18 protein-coding genes are annotated in these 16,538 nt (G+C 59.9%); 5 read left to right on the plus strand and 13 right to left on the minus strand.

The window, feature by feature from the left end; genetic code table 11:
* Position 1 precedes the first annotated feature (1 nt).
* The 4 genes from phnU to phnR all read right to left on the minus strand — a co-directional run bounded on the left by phnU (position 2) and on the right by phnR (position 3,890).
* A complete protein-coding gene (gene phnU / locus ABLU95_RS12880; RefSeq protein ID WP_218810497.1) occupies positions 2 to 862 on the minus strand; it encodes a 2-aminoethylphosphonate ABC transporter permease subunit in 861 nt (286 codons plus the stop codon).
* The gene (gene phnT / locus ABLU95_RS12885) at positions 862 to 1,974 is read right to left on the minus strand and encodes a 2-aminoethylphosphonate ABC transport system ATP-binding subunit PhnT (RefSeq protein WP_032454410.1); all 1,113 of its coding nucleotides are present in this window, start codon (positions 1,972 to 1,974) and stop codon (positions 862 to 864) included. The genes phnU and phnT overlap by 1 nt, the downstream gene beginning before the upstream one ends.
* Positions 1,975 to 1,979: 5 nt before the next feature.
* Entirely contained in the window at positions 1,980 to 2,993 is a 1,014-nt protein-coding gene (phnS, locus tag ABLU95_RS12890) for a 2-aminoethylphosphonate ABC transporter substrate-binding protein (RefSeq protein WP_023291429.1), read from the minus strand.
* A 177-nt stretch (positions 2,994 to 3,170) separates the two neighbouring features.
* On the minus strand, positions 3,171 to 3,890 hold the full coding sequence (gene phnR, locus ABLU95_RS12895) for a phosphonate utilization transcriptional regulator PhnR (protein ID WP_023291430.1): 720 nt from the start codon (positions 3,888 to 3,890) through the stop codon (positions 3,171 to 3,173).
* 140 nt (positions 3,891 to 4,030) lie between these two features.
* Here phnR and phnW point away from each other — a divergent pair, with 140 nt between their 5' ends.
* Both phnW and phnX read left to right on the plus strand, forming a co-directional pair.
* Positions 4,031 to 5,134: a 2-aminoethylphosphonate--pyruvate transaminase gene (gene phnW, locus ABLU95_RS12900; protein ID WP_023291431.1), complete on the plus strand. Its 1,104-nt coding sequence runs from the start codon at positions 4,031 to 4,033 to the stop codon at positions 5,132 to 5,134.
* A 9-nt stretch (positions 5,135 to 5,143) separates the two neighbouring features.
* A complete protein-coding gene (gene phnX, locus ABLU95_RS12905) occupies positions 5,144 to 5,953 on the plus strand; it encodes a phosphonoacetaldehyde hydrolase (RefSeq protein WP_243806732.1) in 810 nt (269 codons plus the stop codon).
* On the opposite strand, the gene nepI is transcribed toward phnX, so the two are convergent.
* On the minus strand, positions 5,950 to 7,143 hold the full coding sequence (gene nepI, locus ABLU95_RS12910) for a purine ribonucleoside efflux pump NepI (protein ID WP_023291433.1): 1,194 nt from the start codon (positions 7,141 to 7,143) through the stop codon (positions 5,950 to 5,952). The genes phnX and nepI overlap by 4 nt on opposite strands.
* A gap of 211 nt (positions 7,144 to 7,354) precedes the next feature.
* Here nepI and ABLU95_RS12915 point away from each other — a divergent pair, with 211 nt between their 5' ends.
* Both ABLU95_RS12915 and ABLU95_RS12920 read left to right on the plus strand, forming a co-directional pair.
* Complete coding sequence (locus ABLU95_RS12915) at positions 7,355 to 7,714, plus strand: type II toxin-antitoxin system RelE/ParE family toxin (RefSeq protein ID WP_348879700.1); 360 nt, start codon at positions 7,355 to 7,357, stop codon at positions 7,712 to 7,714.
* The gene (locus ABLU95_RS12920; RefSeq protein ID WP_004173862.1) at positions 7,698 to 8,021 is read left to right on the plus strand and encodes a DNA-binding transcriptional regulator; all 324 of its coding nucleotides are present in this window, start codon (positions 7,698 to 7,700) and stop codon (positions 8,019 to 8,021) included. The genes ABLU95_RS12915 and ABLU95_RS12920 overlap by 17 nt, the downstream gene beginning before the upstream one ends.
* Before the next feature lie 90 nt (positions 8,022 to 8,111).
* Here ABLU95_RS12920 and ABLU95_RS12925 read toward each other — a convergent pair whose 3' ends face one another.
* From ABLU95_RS12925 to ivbL, 8 genes are all read right to left on the minus strand, one after another.
* Positions 8,112 to 8,564: a DUF1198 family protein gene (locus tag ABLU95_RS12925; protein ID WP_002923278.1), complete on the minus strand. Its 453-nt coding sequence runs from the start codon at positions 8,562 to 8,564 to the stop codon at positions 8,112 to 8,114.
* 136 nt (positions 8,565 to 8,700) lie between these two features.
* Positions 8,701 to 10,092, minus strand: coding sequence for a hexose-6-phosphate:phosphate antiporter (gene uhpT / locus ABLU95_RS12930; protein ID WP_004202242.1), 1,392 nt, complete (start codon positions 10,090 to 10,092; stop codon positions 8,701 to 8,703).
* Positions 10,093 to 10,237: 145 nt separating this feature from the next.
* Positions 10,238 to 11,566 (minus strand): MFS transporter, encoded by a 1,329-nt coding sequence (locus ABLU95_RS12935; RefSeq protein WP_023291436.1) that lies wholly within the window; start codon positions 11,564 to 11,566, stop codon positions 10,238 to 10,240.
* Positions 11,567 to 11,577: 11 nt separating this feature from the next.
* Positions 11,578 to 13,059, minus strand: coding sequence for a signal transduction histidine-protein kinase/phosphatase UhpB (gene uhpB, locus ABLU95_RS12940; RefSeq protein ID WP_072199062.1), 1,482 nt, complete (start codon positions 13,057 to 13,059; stop codon positions 11,578 to 11,580).
* A gap of 17 nt (positions 13,060 to 13,076) precedes the next feature.
* Complete coding sequence (gene uhpA / locus ABLU95_RS12945; RefSeq protein ID WP_023291438.1) at positions 13,077 to 13,670, minus strand: transcriptional regulator UhpA; 594 nt, start codon at positions 13,668 to 13,670, stop codon at positions 13,077 to 13,079.
* Positions 13,671 to 13,820: 150 nt separating this feature from the next.
* A complete protein-coding gene (ilvN, locus tag ABLU95_RS12950; protein WP_017899675.1) occupies positions 13,821 to 14,108 on the minus strand; it encodes an acetolactate synthase small subunit in 288 nt (95 codons plus the stop codon).
* A 3-nt stretch (positions 14,109 to 14,111) separates the two neighbouring features.
* The gene (gene ilvB, locus ABLU95_RS12955) at positions 14,112 to 15,800 is read right to left on the minus strand and encodes an acetolactate synthase large subunit (RefSeq protein WP_065883511.1); all 1,689 of its coding nucleotides are present in this window, start codon (positions 15,798 to 15,800) and stop codon (positions 14,112 to 14,114) included.
* A 104-nt stretch (positions 15,801 to 15,904) separates the two neighbouring features.
* Positions 15,905 to 16,000: an ilvB operon leader peptide IvbL gene (gene ivbL, locus ABLU95_RS12960; RefSeq protein WP_002923286.1), complete on the minus strand. Its 96-nt coding sequence runs from the start codon at positions 15,998 to 16,000 to the stop codon at positions 15,905 to 15,907.
* Positions 16,001 to 16,012: 12 nt separating this feature from the next.
* On the opposite strand from ivbL, the gene ABLU95_RS12965 reads away from it, so the two are divergent.
* On the plus strand, positions 16,013 to 16,180 hold the full coding sequence (locus tag ABLU95_RS12965; RefSeq protein ID WP_014343455.1) for a hypothetical protein: 168 nt from the start codon (positions 16,013 to 16,015) through the stop codon (positions 16,178 to 16,180).
* Positions 16,181 to 16,538: the final 358 nt, after the last annotated feature.

Consider the following 16,538-nt stretch of genomic DNA (forward strand, 5'->3'; position numbering starts at 1 on the left):
GTTAACTCCTTACGCCAGTGCGCGCCGCCGCCAGCCGATAGAGCATAAACAGCCCCAGCGACAGCAGAATATTCATCAGCGCGATCATGCAGGCCACGCTGTAATCCGACTCCAGAATCGCCTTGCTGTAGACCATCATCGGCAGGGTATTGACCCCTTTGGCGCCGATAAACAGCACGATACCGAACTCGTTAGTGGTCAACAGCAGGCACAGGCTGCCCCCCGCCATCAGCGCCGGCAGCGCCGCCGGGAAGATAACCTGGGTCATCACCCGCAGCGGGTGAGCGCCAAGAATACTCGCCGCTTCCAGCTGACTCTTATCGATCTGCCGCAGTCCGGCCATCAACGGGCGCATCACCAGCGGCGTAAAGACGGTGATCTCCGCCAGGATCACGCCGTTAATCGAATAGAGGAAGTCCACCGGCGGCAGTTCAAAGGCGAACAGCGCCATCAGGGCGCCGTTGAGCAGCCCCGCCGAGCCGTAAATAAAGGTGAACGCAAGAGTGATAAGGAAGGTCGGCAGCGCAATAAAAGTATCGATCACCCGGCAAATCAGCTGGCTGCCGGGGAACGGAATAAAAACCAGAATCAGCGCCAAAACGCTGCCGAGCACCAGGCAGCCAAGGGTAGCGAACACCGCAATCTGTAAGGTATTGAGCAGCGCGCCAATAAAGCGTTTTGAGTCAATCACCTGCCTGAAGGTTTCGAGGCTCAGTTTGCCGCTGGCGTCGCGCAGCGCCTGTTCGGCGATCAGCAACAGCGGATAGAAAAACAGCGTCGCCAGCACCAATAGCGGCAACGCCAGCCACAGGTAAGGGCGCAGGTTTCGCGCCGGGCGCGTAAGGATTAAGGTTTGCGCCATCATTGCTCCTCGATCAGAACCGCATCGCCAGGTTCGAAGTAGAGCGCCAGCTTGTCGCCCGCGCGCGGCAGGGGGTTGACGTGAGTCATGACGATCCGCACCGCTTCGCCCGCGACGTCGCACAGCAGATGCGTCAGATCGCCCTGCCAGTGTACCGAAGTCAGGGTGGCGTTGAGGCGATTACTGGTTGCCGATCGCGGCGCCAGGCTCATATGCTGCGGGCGAATGCATAACAGCTTGTTGTTGCCATGCAGCCCGCCCCGGCTGAAGGCGTTAACCAGGCCGCCGCCGCAGCTCACGTTAACCAGACCCGGCTGAAGACTATCGGTCAGCGCCGTCGCCTGCAGGATATTGGCGCGGCCGAGGAATTCGGCGCTAAAGCGGTTCGGCGGATAGTGGTACAGCTCGTGCGTTTCGCCATGGGCGATCAGCGACCCGTCTTTCATAATGCCGATTTTATCCGCCAGAGTGAGCGCTTCGGTCTGATCGTGGGTGACGTAGAGGATGGTCAGCTCCGGCAGTTCGCGGTGCAGACGGGCAATCTCTTCCACCATGTTATGACGAATTTGCGCATCCAGCGCCGACAGCGGTTCATCAAGCAACAACACCCGAGGACGCACGGCAATGGCGCGGGCTATCGCGACGCGCTGCTGCTGGCCGCCGGAAAGCTGATGCGGATAGCGGGTGGCGTAGTCCGCCATACCAACGATTTTTAAGGCTTCAGTCACCCGCCCGGCGATCAGCGCCCTGGGCTGCTTTTGCGCCCGCAGGCCGAAGGCGACGTTGTCTTCCACCTTCATATGGGGAAACAGCGCGTAGTTCTGCACCACCATCGCCAGCCCGCGCTGGTAAGGCGGCAGGTGGGTGACGTCCGTGTCGCCGATCAGGATGCGCCCGCCAGCCGGTTGCACAAATCCGGCAATCGCCCGCAGCACGGTGGTTTTCCCGGAACCGGAAGGGCCAATCAGCGCCAGCACCTCACCGGGTTCAATGGTCAATGACAGCGGTTTTAAGACCACGTTGCCGTGGTAGGAAACGCGCAGCGAGTCCAGGGTGATCCCGGAGGTCCCCGCCAGCGACGGGGAAGGCGTGACGGTCGTTTTCATTAACATCAGGCTTACTCGCTATCGGTCACTTTATGCCAGCGGGCGATATCCGCCGAGAGAGAAAGCGCAACGTCGTCCCAGTTGGGTTCCCAGCGCTTCACGCCGTCGAGCGCCGCCTGCGCCGCCTTAAAGTTAGCGTCATCCGGCGCCACGTCGTTGCGTACCGGTAAGCCCCAGGAGCGCGCGCTGACGCTGGATTGCGCCGGTTTATCCAGCAGGAAATTAATCAGCTTTTTGCCGTTTTCGCTGTTCGGCCCGTTCTGCACCAGCCCGATGGTGTAGGGCAGCGCCAGCGCGCTGCGCTCGCCGTTATCATCCGCCGGCCAGAAAATTTTCACGTTCGGGTTACGCGCCATCTGCGACAGGTTCATCTGCAGATCGCCGTTGGCGACGTACAGTTCGCCTTTGTTGACCAGCGCCGTCAGCTTGCCGGTGGAGGCCGATGGGCCGACGTTATTGGCCTGGAGCTTGCCAAGATAGGCAAAGCCAGCGTCTTTACCGCCAAGGCTGTGGAAGGCCTGCAGCATCACCGCGGTGCCGTCCCCCGCCTGGCCCGGCGTGGAATACTGGAGCTTATTCTTAAAGCGGCTATCCAGCAGATCCTGCCAGCTGGCCGGCGCGGTTTTCAGCAACTGGCCGTTATAGATGAAGGTCAGATAGTTGTTCACCAGCGGCGAATAGCGGTCGTTGGCGCCAGGGATCTGCGCGCTGCCCTGTGGAGTAAAGGTGGCCAGCAGCTGCTCTTTCGCGGCGCGCTGGATAAACGGCGGCACCGTGACCAGCACGTCGGCCTGCGGATTGGTGCGCTCCTTCGCCAGACGCTCGACAATCGCGCCGGAGCCGCCTTCCACATACTGCACTTTGATGCCCGTCGCTTTGGTGAAGGCGTCGAACTGGCTCTGATACCAGCTGTTATCGCCGTCATGCAGGCCGTCGGCGGAGTAAACCGTGACGACGCCGTCCGCCCAAACCGGGGAGCTGGTCAGCGCGAACAGGGACAGCAGGGCAAGTCGGGAGAGTTTCATCGTGTTAGCCTCATCGCAGTTAGTTATTCTGGTGTAGACCAGATTTGCCTTCACGCTACCGGGGGTTTATGACAAAACGATGAAAGAAGTGTGTCGAAAGAGTTAAAACGAGGGGGAGGCATAGCCCCGGTTAACGCTGACGCCACCGGGGACACGGGAAGGATTAATGCAATAAAATCAATGGGTATCGACTTCGATTCGCAGGCTGTCATGCCGCCAGTATTCGATATCGTAATCAAGAATACGCCCGTGCTGATCGTAATTCAGCCTGCGCAGCAGCAGCGCCGGGCGCCCCTCCATCACCCCCAACGCCGCTGCGGCCTGCGGCGGCATGGAAGTGGGATAAAACGACAAATGCATACTGGTATAGATCAGGTCGTACTGGCTCTGATAAATCTCGGTCAGACTGCCGTTGAGATCGTGGCGCAGCAGCTCCGGCACCCGGGCCGGCAGGCAGTGGTTTTCGCAATAGCACACCGGACGCCCGTCGGCATAGCGCAGGCGGGTCAGCAGGTAGACCTGATCGAAGGGCTGCAGCGCCAGCGGCGCCATCACATCCAGCGGCACGGCGGATAACCGGCCATCAAGCAGCACCGTTTTCGGCTCACGTCCCTGCTCGAGACACAGCTTGTGGAAGTTGGTGTTCTGCGTCGGATCCAGCCACAGCCGCTCCGGCGTCACAAACCAGCCGCGGCGGTCGGCGCGGTAGATCACACCGCTGGCCTCCAGCTGCGCCAGGCTCTCGCGCACGGTGATACGGGTCGTGTTGAACAACGCGCACAGCTCGCGCTCGGAAGGCAATTTATCGCCGCTTTTGAGGGCGCCGTTTTGAATACGTGCCTGCAGCTGCGCCTTAATCATCAGGTATTGCGGCATCTCGCCAGAGGGTGATTTCATGTTTACTCGCTGCCACTTTTGGTGCGCTTATTATACATAGCCAGATGAATTTTTTGTTGCAGCGCCACATTTCCTTTGACCCTGCCCCGGCTTTGTCTCCATGATAAATACCAATCTGGTATAGACCAATGGTGAGACAAATGACTTCACGGAACTACCTGTTGCTGACTCCCGGCCCGCTAACCACCTCCCGCACGGTGAAAGAGGCGATGTTATTCGATAGCTGCACCTGGGATGATGATTACAACCTCGGCGTGGTACAGACCATTCGTCAGCAGCTGGTGCAGCTGGCCACCCCGGCCGCCGGGTATACGGCGGTGCTGCTGCAGGGCAGCGGCAGCTACGCGGTCGAAGCGGTGCTCGGCAGCGTCATCGGCGAACAGGGCAAAGTGCTGATCGTCAGCAATGGCGCCTATGGCGCGCGCATGATTGAGATGGCGCAGCGGATGGGTATCGCCTTCCACCCTTACGACTGCGGCGAAGTCGCCCGCCCGGACGCCGCGGCGATCGCGCGGATCCTGCAGGATGACCCGGCGATCACCCATATCGCGATGGTACATAGCGAAACCACCACCGGGATGCTCAACCCGATTGAAGAGGTGGCCGCGCTGGCGAAAGAGTATGGCAAACGCTATATCGTCGATGCGATGAGCAGCTTCGGCGGCATTCCGCTGGATATCGCCGCGCTGAATATTGACTACCTGATAAGCTCTGCCAACAAGTGCATTCAGGGCGTGCCGGGCTTCGCCTTCGTCATCGCCCGCGAATCGGAGCTGGCCGCCTGCAAAGGCCGCTCGCGCTCGCTGTCGCTGGATCTTTACGCCCAGTGGCGCTGTATGGAGGATAACCACGGCAAGTGGCGCTTCACCTCGCCGACCCATACCGTGCTGGCCTTCGCCCAGGCGCTGAAAGAGCTGGCCCAGGAGGGCGGCGTCAGCGCCCGCCATCAGCGCTATACCCGCAATCAGCGCCGACTGGTAGCCGGAATGCGCGCGCTCGGCTTCCGGCCGCTGCTCGACGACAGCCTGCACTCGCCGATCATTACCGCCTTTTATTCACCGGATGCGCCGCAGTATCGCTTTCACACCTTCTACCAGAAGCTGAAAGATCAGGGCTTCGTGATCTATCCGGGCAAAGTGTCGCAAAGCGACTGCTTCCGCATCGGCAACATCGGCGAAGTCTACGACGCCGACATCACCGCCCTGCTGGCGGCCATCGACAACGCCATGTACTGGAAACAATAAGGAACCGCCATGAACCGTATCACCGCACTCATTCTCGACTGGGCCGGCACCACCGTGGACTTCGGCTCCTTCGCGCCGACGCAAATTTTCGTCGAGGCCTTCCGCCAGGCCTTCGATATGGAGATCACCCTTGAAGAGGCCCGCGTGCCGATGGGGCTTGGCAAATGGCAGCACATTGAGGCGCTGGGCAAACTGCCGTCGGTCGACAGCCGCTGGCAGGCGAAATTTGGTCGGGCGATGACGGCCGCTGATATCGATGCGATCTACGCCGCGTTTATGCCGCTGCAAATCGCTAAGGTTGTCGATTTTTCCGCTCCGATCGCCGGCGTGGTCGACACCCTCGCCGCGCTGCGCGCCGACGGACTGAAGATCGGCTCCTGCTCGGGCTATCCGCGCCCGGTGATGGAAAAACTGGTTCCAGCCGCTGCCGCCCAGGGCTATGCCCCGGACCACTGGGTCGCCACCGATGACCTTGCCGCCGGCGGGCGTCCCGGGCCGTGGATGGCGCTGCAGAACGTGATTGCCCTGGGCATAGACGATGTGGCCCACTGCGTGAAGGTCGACGACGCCGCGCCGGGCATCAGCGAAGGGTTACATGCCGGGATGTGGAGCGTCGGCCTGGCGGTGTCGGGAAATGAATTTGGCGCCACCTGGGAGGCGTATCAGGCGATGTCGAAAGAGGAAATCGCCACCCGTCGCGAGCGGGCGGCAGGCAAGCTGTATGCCGCCGGGGCGCATTATGTGGTTGATACCCTGGCGGACCTGCCGGGGGTGATTGCGGATATCAACGCCCGGCTGGCAAAAGGCGAGCGGCCTTAAGCGGGTGAATTCACCTTCACTTTGGTCGCCACCAGCAGGCCGGTAAACAGCATCAATACCCCGGACAACACCAGCGGCGACAGCAGGCCTAAATGGTCAAGCGCAATGCCGCCGACAGCGGCGCCGCAGGTGTTGGCCAGCTGGATCACCGCCACCTGAATCGACCCGGCTTTTTCCGCCTGATCGGAGAGGGAACGGGTGATCCACGTTGACCACCCCACCGGGATCAAGGCGAACGCGAAGCCCCAGATGATCGCCACCGTCGAGGCGACGATTTTGCTTTCACCCCACAGCACCAGCGCCGCCGCGCAGGCGGTCAGCACCAGCGGCGCAATCGCCAGCGCCGCTTTCACCGAGCGTTTGAGCAGCACCGAGGAGAGCGACGTGCCGATGAAGCTGGCGATACCAAAGCTCAGCAGCACCAGCGTCAGGCCATCGACATCAAACCCGGCGAGGGTCATGTACACCGGGCGAATATAGGTAAAGAAGGCGAACTGTCCGGCAAAAGCCATGAAAATGGCGCACATGCCGGCCATCACCCCCGGCCGCTTCAGCAGGCCAAACATTTTTTGCTGCTGAGCCGCCGATTCACCCGGCAGCGACGGCAGCGCTTTCAGCACCCAGATCGTACACAGCACGCCCATCACCGCCGCGCCGTTAAACACGTTGCGCCAGCCGATAAGCCCGCCAAGAAAACTGCCCAACGGGGCGGCGATCACCAGCGCGATGGATACCGCGCCGAAGATAATCGACAGCGCTTTCGGCACCACGCGCATCGGCACCAGACGCATGGTCAGCGAGGCTGACATCGCCCAGAAACCGCCGAGCGCCAGCCCCAGACAGGCGCGTCCCAGCAGCAGCAGGGTGAAGCTATCGGCAAAGGACACCAACAGGCAGGAAAGGGTCAGCAGCAGCGAAAAGAGGATCACCACGTAGCGGCGATCGGTTTTGCCAATAACGGAGGTGATAAACAGGCTGGAAAACATCGCGACGAACGCCGTCGTCGTCACCGACTGCCCGGCCATCCCTTCGGAGATGCCTAAATCCAGCGCCATCGGCGTCAGCAGACTGACCGGTAGAAATTCGACGGTAATCAGGCAGGCGACGCAGAAAGCAACCGCGAAAACTGCCGACCAGTTTGGTCGCGCGAGCTCGCGTGCGTGGGTTTTGGCTTCATTTGAATGACTCATGAGTGACCTGCGAAGAAAGTGGCGGAAAGCTGCGCAGTGTAACATTTTGTTTGTGACGCATTTAACGTTTTCGCAACTCTTCTCGCTTTTCATAAGAGGATGCGTAGCTGCTCGCATGTTTAAAAAAACGATGCTTGCTATCGCTTTAACAAATCTCAGGAGAATTTAATGTAGCACTATGTGCTATACTTTTAACGACAGGATGTCAGCAATGCGTATCTTTAAAACCAAATGGTTCGCCAGAGAGGCTAGCTCTCATGGCATTTCCGACGATGAACTCTATCAGGCAATTAAATCTGCGCTTCAGGGCAAAGTGGATGATTTAGGAGGAGGGGTTTATAAAAAGCGACTCAACAAGAATCGCGATCGCGCAATCATCCTTACCAAAAGCGCAGGGTATTGGTTTTATACCTTTCTATATGCCAAACAGGATATGGCCAATATCAACCATCGCGAATTAATGGGGTTTCGTGAGTTAGCAAAACACTATGCCAATCTCTCTGAAGAGAAAACGACGGCCTTAGTTAAAAGTAAAGAATTGGTGGAGATTTGCGATGACAGCAAAAAATAAATACAAAAGCCCGGCTTTCGAAGCGATCCATAGCGCTGCGTCGGGGCTATTCAGCGTTGGCGCAATCCCACAGGAAACAATGCGCCATTTTGATGAATCATGTCTCGGTAGCGTAGCCGCACTTCAACCCATTGAAATTAAAGCGCTACGTGAACAACTCAATGTTAGCCAACCCGTGTTCGCTCGTTATCTGAATACCAGTGTGTCTACCGTGCAAAAATGGGAGACTGGCGCTAAACGACCGAGCGGAATGTCATTAAAATTGCTTAGCGTCGTACAAAAACACGGCCTGAAAATCCTACTGTAGTTATTCTGCCGGATGGCGCTTACGCTTATCCGGCCTACAAGGAACGTAAGGGATATATGGTTTTGAACCACAGGCCGGATAACAATGATATCAGTGCAACCAGTGCACGCCGTCTTCCGGGAGAAACAGGTCGTTATAGCGCTGCTGAAGGTTATGCAAATCGCTCACATCCGGATCCAGCTCGCGCAGAAACCCTTGCGCCAGACGGATTTGCGCCTCGGTGATCGGCGCCGCTAAACGCGCTTTTTGCATCAGGCGATACCAGTAATGCAGGTTTTTTTCGCTGGCGTCGACAATCGCGACCTGCCAGATCAGCAGCACCTGCGCGGCGTTCTGCAGATGCGCTTCATTCGGCCGTTCCAGGTAACGCAAATACTCATTGCCGGCGGTTTTACCCAGCTGATCGATCATCGATTCCAGCGGGACGGGCGTAATGCCAAGGCGTTCGCTCAGGCGGCGGATCGCGCGGCGTGAATCAGAGGTAAGCACCCGAAATCCCACAACAAACACCACTACCAGGGTGGCCAGTCCTATCCAGATCATGCATCCTCTCATCCAATCGCGGCCTGACTATCATAATGGGAATTTGCCTGCTGTCGACTGCCGGACCTGGCATAATGCGCAAGAAATAAAAAAGCCCGGCGCGAAGGCCGGGCAAGGTTACCCAATACCTGGTGAATCAGGCGGTCTGCAAAATACGGTTCTTTTTCTCGCGGCGAATTTTACGCTCTTCGAAGATAGCCACGATGGCCATCAGGCAGATACAGCCGATGGCGGCGGCGTCCAGCGCCGCAAAGGTGCCGGCCCAGCCGGTGAGACCGAAGACCGGCGTGCCGTCGGCGATCATCCCGAGGCCAAGCTTGGCGAAGCTATCGCCGATCAGATAGGCGAAAGTACCCTTGATCCCATCGGCGGCGCCGATCGCTTTTTTCGGTACGAAACCGACGGCGGCGACGCCGATCAGCAGCTGCGGACCAAACACCAGGAAGCCCAACGCAAACAGCGAGGCCAGATAGACGTACTGGTTGCTGGCATGTTGATAAACGCCGAGGGTGGCGATAATCAGCGCCAGCGCGATGCAGGCCACCAGCGCGCGGCGGCCGTTGGCCAGGTCCGACAGCCAGCCCCACAGCAGCGTGCCAACCAGGGCGCCGACTTCAAACAGGGTAAAGCCCTGAATCGCCACCTCTTTAGACAGCTTCAGCTCCTGGAAGGCATACACGGTGGACCACTGATCGATACCAATACGCACCACGTAGAGGAAGATGTTGGAGAAGCACAGCAGCCAAATCACTTTGTTTTTCAGCACGTACTCAACAAAGATCTGCCACTTGGTCATCGCGTTTTCTTCGGTCTCTTTATCCTCTTCGCTGATCGCTTCGCCAAACAGCTCTTCCGCCGTGCCGAGGCCATAGGATTCCGGGGAGTCGCTACCATAGCGCAGGCCAATAAAGCCGACGATTAACGCAATAATCGACGGGAAGATAAACATGCCGATCACGTGGCCGTCGAACAGATAGTTGGCGCCAAACAGCGCCACGCCCGCCGCGCCGGCGCCGCCGAGGTTGTGAGAGATATTCCAGAAGCCGAGGAAGGTGCCGCGCTTACGGCGAGGCGTCCACTTGGTGATGGTGGAATAACTGCACGAGCCGCCGGTGCTCTGGAAAAAACCGCTCAGCGCATAGAAGGCGATCATCAGGAACAGGCTGGTGGAACCCGCGCCCATGCTGGCGCTAAAGCCCAGCATGCAGATGGCGGAGAGGATCAGCATAAACGGCAGGAACTGCTTGGTGTTTTTGCCATCGGCATAGTAGGAAACCAGGGTTTTCCCTACGCCGTAGGTAATGGAGAAGCCCAGGCCAATCATCCCCAGCTGCGTCATGCTCAACCCGTAGGTGGAGATCATGTCGTTCTGCGCAATATTAAAGTTCTTGCGGATCAGGTACATGGTCAGGTAGCCGATGAAGACCACCAGATAGGACTGCATGAAAGGTTTGAACCACATTTTGCGCCGCACGTCGAGCGGCAGATCCAGGGTCGGCTTACGAACCTGATTCAGAAAGGCCAGCATGGGTATCTCCTGAGCTGATTTTTTATGCCTGCGTCATAGCCAGGCATTGTAAAAATCAGCGCGCCGTCTGGCCTGAGACGGCGTCCAGGTGAAACCGGGAATATTTCCTAGTTTTGCCCCATTCTCGGCGAAAGAGTGAGATGCATCACGCTTCACTGGCCGCGCGCGGCGCCTGGGCGTTTAAGAAAGGCAGCAGCAGCAGCGCGGAAATGCCGGCGGCAATCGCGATCGCCACGAAGAATCCGGTCCAGTGCCAGATATCCATTACCTGCGCCAGCGGCCAGCCGGAAAGCGACGCGCCAAGATACGCGAACAGGCCGACAAACCCGGTGGCCGCCCCGGCGGCCTCTTTATGCGAACACTCCGCCGCCGCCATGCCGATCAGCATCTGCGGGCCGAAGACGAAGAAACCGGTGGTGAAGAAGCAGGCCGCCTGCATCACGTAGCTGGCGAACGGCATCAGCCACAGGCCGCCAACCGACAGCAAAATTCCGGCGGCGAAGATCAGGTTCATCGGCCCGCGATTGCCGTTAAACAGCTTATCCGAGCCCCACCCCGCCACCAGCGCGCCGATAAATCCGCCCAGCTCGAACATGGTTACCGCTGAGTTAGCGGTCACCAGATCGACGCCAAGCGTCTCCGACATATACAGATTGCCCCAGTCGTTAATCGCCGCCCGCACCACGTACACCAGTACATAGCACAGCGACAGCAGCCAGATATAGGGGTTGGCCAGCACGTAGCGGGTGAGGATCTCTTTACGCGTCAGTCCGGCGCCCTCCTGTTGCTGGGCAATCTCCAGCGCATCGTGACGCCAGTCGCCGACGGCGGGTAGCCCCACCGCCTGCGGACGATCCCGCAGTCGCCAGCACAGGTATAATCCGGCGAGGATCGCCAGGCCCCCGGCGATGATCATCCCCGCGCGCCAGCCGTAATGTAGCGCCGCCGCCCCCACCACCATCGGGATCAGCGCGCCGCCAACGTTATGCGCCGTATTCCACAGCGCCCACCAGCCGCCGCGCTCGGTGCGTGAATACCAGGCCGTCAGCAGCCGGGCGCAGACCGGCGAGCCCCACCCCTGGAAGAAGGCGTTCAGCGCCCACAGCAGGGCGAAGGCCCACAGTGAGGAAGAAAAACCGAACAGAATATTCACCACCCCGGTGGCGATAAGCCCCAGCCCCATAAAATAGCGGGCGTCGGAGCGGTCGCTGACGATACCGGAGAAAAATTTCGACAGTCCGTAGGTGATGTAGAACAGCGTGGCCAGCAGACCGATATCGCTGCGGGTCAGCACGTTGCTGGCGAGAATATCAGGAACCGCGGCGTTAAAGCTTTTGCGGGTGAAATAGAACAGCGCGTAGCCCAGCCAGATGGTCAACAGGATATGGCGACGCCAGTAGCGATAACGCGCATCAAGCTCGCGTTTATCGCTAATCGGCGCGGCGTCCGGCGGGGCTTTTAAAAAGGCGAACATCGGCGATCCTCTCAGGCGTAACGCAGCGGTAGATTGACGCACACCCGGGTACCGTGGGTGCAGGAGATCGTCAGCGTGCCCCCCAGGGCGGTCACGCGCTCGCGCATGCCGGTCAGACCGAACCCCTGCGCGCTGGAGCCCGGCGGCAGGCCGCAGCCGTCATCCTCCAGCACCAGCATCAGTCGCTCCTCCTGCTGCCAGCCCTGCAGGGTCACGGCGCTGGCGCTGGCATGCTTGACGATATTGTTCAGTCCCTCCTGGCAGACGCGGAACAGGGTCACGCGCTGGTTTTCGCTCAGCCCCGCCTCGTTAATCCGCCAGTCGAGATGGCTGACGATGCCGCGGTCCTCCAGCTCCATTTCGCGCATCAGAGAACGTACCGCCTGCTCCAGCGGCAGGTCGTCAAGCTGGCGCGGACGAAGACGGCCCAGCAGGCGACGCACCGAGTCATACACCCCCAGCGACAGGTGTTCAATCAGTTGGCCGCTCTGGCGAACGCTGGCGTTGTCCGGCGCCAGCCGCTGGACGATCCCCGCCTGGGTGCGTATTGCCGTGATGGTCTGCCCGATATCATCGTGGAGCTCGCGGGCAACGTCGCGGCGCACGCTCTCTTCAGTCTCCAGCAGACGATCCGCCAGCCGCCGATTGCGCGCCAGCTCACTCTGTAGCGACTGGTTCAGCTCGCGCAATCGCTGGATCCCCGCCCCCAGCAGCAGCCCGGTGAGGCTCTGCGCCAGCAGCGAAAGCAGGAGATCGACGGGGTGATCGTGCCAGGTCTGGCTGGCAATCAGGGCGATCGCGTTCATCAGCGTAGCGATCAGCGCTCCCTGCCAGCCGTAGTGCCAGGCCAGAGCGATAATCGGCAGCGCGAGGCAAAACGGGGTAAAGCGGGAGAGCTCGGCGGGCAGCCCAAGCTGCAGCCACAGGCTTATGGTGAATAACAGCAGATACCAGATCAGATGCCGCCCGCGCCAGTTTACCGGCTGCGCCACCAGCGACGGCCCCAGCGGCCGCCAGACGGTGCTGGTGAGGTAGTGCCAGAACACCAGACAGGTCGGCGCCAGGGTCAGGCCGCCGGTGAGCGTCAACAGCAGGGCGTTAAGCCCCTCGTCCCCCTCCGCCAGCCAGGGCAGCGATTGCAGCAGCGCGGCGGCCATTAACGCCCCGCCCTGACGCAGAAGCGTCAGCCAGTCGCGCTGCTGGCGATATCGCGAGATCAGCGCCACCGGCAGGAGGGTCAGCAGGCTTCCGGTCATCAATATTATCGGATGCGCCAGCGCCACTTCCTGCGTCAGCCAGAAGATCAGCAGCCACTCGCTTCCCAGCAGCACCGGCCAGTAGCCGCGCGGGCACTGGAGCATCAGCCCCAGCCGCAGGCCGAAGGGGAACAGCAGCACCGCCAGATCGGCGCGCTCCACCAGATGCAGGCTGATGCTCCACAGACAAAACCAGGCGGCGGCGAAGATAAAGGCGCAGCCGATCACCGACAGCAGGCGCGGGAGTAAGGTCTTCATTGCCAGCTGTCAAACATGCGGCGCGCCAGCTCGACGTCATTGCTGACGCCCAGCTTTTCCAGCAGGTTGGCGCGGTGAACGTGGACGGTTTTCGGCGACAGCCCGAGCTCAGCGGCGATCTCTTTTACCGCCATGCCCTGCGCCAGCTTTTCCGCCACCTGACGTTCGCGTTTGGTGAGCGGATCCTGACGCCCGGCGGCCAGCTTCATGGCGATATCCGGCGTGAGATAGCAGCCGCCCGCCGCCACCGTGCGCACCGCGGCGATAAGTTCGTCCGGGCTGCAGCGTTTCGACAGAAAGCCACGCGCGCCGGCGTTGAGCGCCTGCTCGACCAGCGCCGGGCTGTCGTGCACCGACAGCATGATGGTCGCCATCCCCTTCGGCAGCTGGCTGAGCAGCTCCAGCCCGGAAATATCCGGCATCGAGATATCGCAGATACAGACCTGAACGCCGCGCCCCGGCAACCCCGCCAGCGCCTCGCGGCCGCTGCCAAATTCGGCGACAACCTGAAAATCAGTTTCCAGCCCCAGCAGCTGAGCAAAGCCGGAGCGGACAATCAAATGATCGTCAATAAGGGCGATGGTGGTCATGGTGTTTCCTGGTGCCTGAAAGCGCCGGATGGCGGCGTAAACGCCTTATCCGGCCTACGGATTCACTCCCTGTAGGCCGGATTAGCGCAGCGCCATCCGGCAAAGGCGCTTACCTTAGCGGTAAGCGCCTAGCTGTTCAAGCCTTGAGCGTTACTCGAAGAACACCGCAATTTTGTTAAACATGGTGGGATCGGACTGGTTACGCGCCACTTTGGTGACATCTTCCAGCTTTTCAATCTGGCTAATCATCTGCCCGAGACGCTGATCGTCGTTCACCAGCAGCCAGATGCGGCTGTGTTCGCTGCCCTGAATCGGTAGACAGAGAATACCTTCGACGTTAAACGCGCGGCGGGCAAAAAGCCCGCATACGTGGGTCATGACGCCGGGGTGGTTGCGGACGGTGAGCTCCAGGATGACGTTATCACAGTGTTTTTGCATGGCTTATTCCCCCACCATTTCAGTATTAGCCGCACCCGGCGGTACCATCGGATACACTTTCTGCTGCGCGTCGATGCGCACGTGGATCAGCGCCGGCCCCGGACGGTCGATGATCGCCTGCAGCGCTGCCTGCGGATCGGCTTCGTTATTTAAATCACAGGTTTGCAGGCCAAAACCGGCGGCAATCTGCATAAAGTTAATCATCCCCGGATAGGTGGCGGCAAAAACCCCCTGCTGATAGAACAGGCTCTGCTGCTGATGCACCAGCCCCAGTGCTTCGTTGTTCAGCAGGATAATTTTTACATCCAGCTGATTTTCAGCGGCGGTGGCCATCTCCTGAATATTCATCATCAGGCTGCCGTCGCCGGAGAAGCAGATAACCTTGCGCTGCGGATTCGCCAGCGCCGCGCCGATCGCCGCCGGCAGGCCGAAGCCCATGGTGCCAAGACCGCCGGAGGTCAGCCACTGCCGCGGACGGTTGAGCGGGTAGGCCTGCGCCGTCCACATCTGGTGCTGGCCTACGTCGGTGGTGATGATCGCTTCATCATCCACGCAGGCGGCCACGGCGTTAATCAGGCCATAATGGGAGAGCGGGTCGCTTTCCTGCGGGATGGCGCAGGGGAATTCGCGCTGCAAGTCGGCCACCAGCTGGCGCCACTCCTCGCGCGGCTGTGCCTCAACCTGCGGGTTCAGCTGGGCTAAGACTTCCGCCACATCGCCCTGAATCGCCACGTGCGGTTGCTTAATTTTGCCCAGCTCGGCGCGGTCGATATCGACGTGGATAATCTTCGCGTTCGGGCAGAACTGCTCGGTCTTGCCAATCGCCCGGTCATCAAAACGCGCGCCTAAAACAATCAGTAAATCCGCTTCCTGCAGAATGAAGTTGGTGCTGCGCGCGCCATGCATGCCCAGCATCCCCAGCGACAGCGGGTGCGCCTTCGGCAGCATGCCCAGCGCCATCAGGGTCATGGTGGTCGGCAGGTTGGCTTTTTCCGCCAGCTCACGGATCTCCTGCGGCGCGTTAATCACCCCGCCGCCCAGATAGAGCACCGGACGCTTCGCCGCGTTGATCATCGCCGCCGCTTCGCGCACGCTTTCGGGGGCGAATGCCGGCGCTGCGGCGCGCTCGCCCGGCTCCGGCAGCGTTTCCAGCTCAATGGTCGCCGACTGTACGTCCTTAGGAATGTCTATCCACACCGGTCCGGGACGCCCGGACTGAGCAATACGGAAGGCGTCGCTGATCACCTGCGGCAGCTCGGCGATGTCGCGCACCAGATAGTTATGTTTGGTGATGGGGATAGAGATGCCGTAGGTGTCCACTTCCTGGAAGGCGTCGGTGCCGATCATCGATGCCGGCACCTGGCCGGTGATGCAGACCAGCGGAATCGAATCCAGGCGGGCATCGGCGATCGCCGTCACCAGGTTCGTCGCCCCCGGGCCGCTGCAGGCCATACAGACCGCCGGTTTGCCTTCGGTACGCGCCATCCCCTGGGCGATAAAGCCCGCGCCCTGCTCGTGGCGCGCCAGGATGTGGCGGATCTTCGTGCTCTGGCTTAAGGCATCGTAGATAGGCAGGATGGAGCCGCCCGGAATGCCGCTAACCATAGTGATACCCTGGCGTTCCAGTAAATGAACAACCAGCTGCGCGCCGGTAAAGCGCATTGTGTTTGATGTGGTGCCCGAACTTGCCATGCTCCAGTCCTTTTCTTCTGGGCCGACTTTACCGGGGGGCTCGCCAACAAAAAACCCCGCTCGGTTTGCGCCGGCGGGGTTTGGAATTCGTGTTGTTCCGGACCCTACGGCGCATTGCCGACGACGACCACCACAGACACGACGACCACCGCGGCAGGCGCGGTTTTTAGTAGGGTCGAAGCGATCAGGGTTGCGTTCATTAGGGACCTGTTGTGTCGAAAAATAAGCTGAATTTATACAAACACAGGTTTTACGTTTTCACAATGGATTTATTTTCATCCACGAAAATTTGCGCGAAAGATCACAGTTCGGCGCAAAAGGGCAGAAAACAAAAAACCCCGCCGGAGCGAGGTTTTTATCAGCATGGTTACAGGTGGTAGCCGCAAGCACACTGTATTACGTCAACGCCAAAAGTATACGCGATCGCTGCAGTTCGCGCAATTTAAGGTCGGTTTTTCTCTGTCATAGAGTATGGGATAGCGCGGCGGATTTGTCCAAAAAACACTGTTCATCCATACAGTATTTATCTATACTGGGTGTGTTCACGGTGTGCCATTCGGGGGCCGCAAGTTTGACCGGCGCAACGAAGTCCTGGCTGAAACGGGTGGTGCCGTCAGTGCCTTAACCCCGAGAGAGCACACTGTGTTACGTCAACAACGTGCAGTTACTGGCCCGCGCGGCAACGCGTGGTTCAGCGCTGCGCACCCCTGTCGTTGCAGGCGGCGGGCCGGGAAGCCG

Origin of the sequence: Klebsiella sp. GG_Kp146 (genome assembly GCF_040061975.1) — a bacterium.
In the GTDB taxonomy this organism is placed as follows: Bacteria; Pseudomonadota; Gammaproteobacteria; order Enterobacterales; family Enterobacteriaceae; genus Klebsiella; species Klebsiella quasipneumoniae.

Coding starts and splice junctions, on each gene's coding strand:
- ABLU95_RS12915 (WP_348879700.1), top strand. CDS start 7,355: ATGCGTATCTTTAAAACCAAATGGTTCGCCAGAGAGGCTAGCTCTCAT.
- uhpA (WP_023291438.1), bottom strand. CDS start 13,670: ATGACCACCATCGCCCTTATTGACGATCATTTGATTGTCCGCTCCGGC.
- ivbL (WP_002923286.1), bottom strand. CDS start 16,000: ATGAACGCAACCCTGATCGCTTCGACCCTACTAAAAACCGCGCCTGCC.
- ilvN (WP_017899675.1), bottom strand. CDS start 14,108: ATGCAAAAACACTGTGATAACGTCATCCTGGAGCTCACCGTCCGCAAC.
- phnT (WP_032454410.1), bottom strand. CDS start 1,974: ATGTTAATGAAAACGACCGTCACGCCTTCCCCGTCGCTGGCGGGGACC.
- uhpT (WP_004202242.1), bottom strand. CDS start 10,092: ATGCTGGCCTTTCTGAATCAGGTTCGTAAGCCGACCCTGGATCTGCCG.
- phnW (WP_023291431.1), top strand. CDS start 4,031: ATGACTTCACGGAACTACCTGTTGCTGACTCCCGGCCCGCTAACCACC.
- ABLU95_RS12935 (WP_023291436.1), bottom strand. CDS start 11,566: ATGTTCGCCTTTTTAAAAGCCCCGCCGGACGCCGCGCCGATTAGCGAT.
- phnR (WP_023291430.1), bottom strand. CDS start 3,890: ATGAAATCACCCTCTGGCGAGATGCCGCAATACCTGATGATTAAGGCG.
- phnX (WP_243806732.1), top strand. CDS start 5,144: ATGAACCGTATCACCGCACTCATTCTCGACTGGGCCGGCACCACCGTG.
- nepI (WP_023291433.1), bottom strand. CDS start 7,143: ATGAGTCATTCAAATGAAGCCAAAACCCACGCACGCGAGCTCGCGCGA.
- phnS (WP_023291429.1), bottom strand. CDS start 2,993: ATGAAACTCTCCCGACTTGCCCTGCTGTCCCTGTTCGCGCTGACCAGC.
- ABLU95_RS12920 (WP_004173862.1), top strand. CDS start 7,698: ATGACAGCAAAAAATAAATACAAAAGCCCGGCTTTCGAAGCGATCCAT.
- phnU (WP_218810497.1), bottom strand. CDS start 862: ATGGCGCAAACCTTAATCCTTACGCGCCCGGCGCGAAACCTGCGCCCT.
- ABLU95_RS12925 (WP_002923278.1), bottom strand. CDS start 8,564: ATGATCTGGATAGGACTGGCCACCCTGGTAGTGGTGTTTGTTGTGGGA.
- ilvB (WP_065883511.1), bottom strand. CDS start 15,800: ATGGCAAGTTCGGGCACCACATCAAACACAATGCGCTTTACCGGCGCG.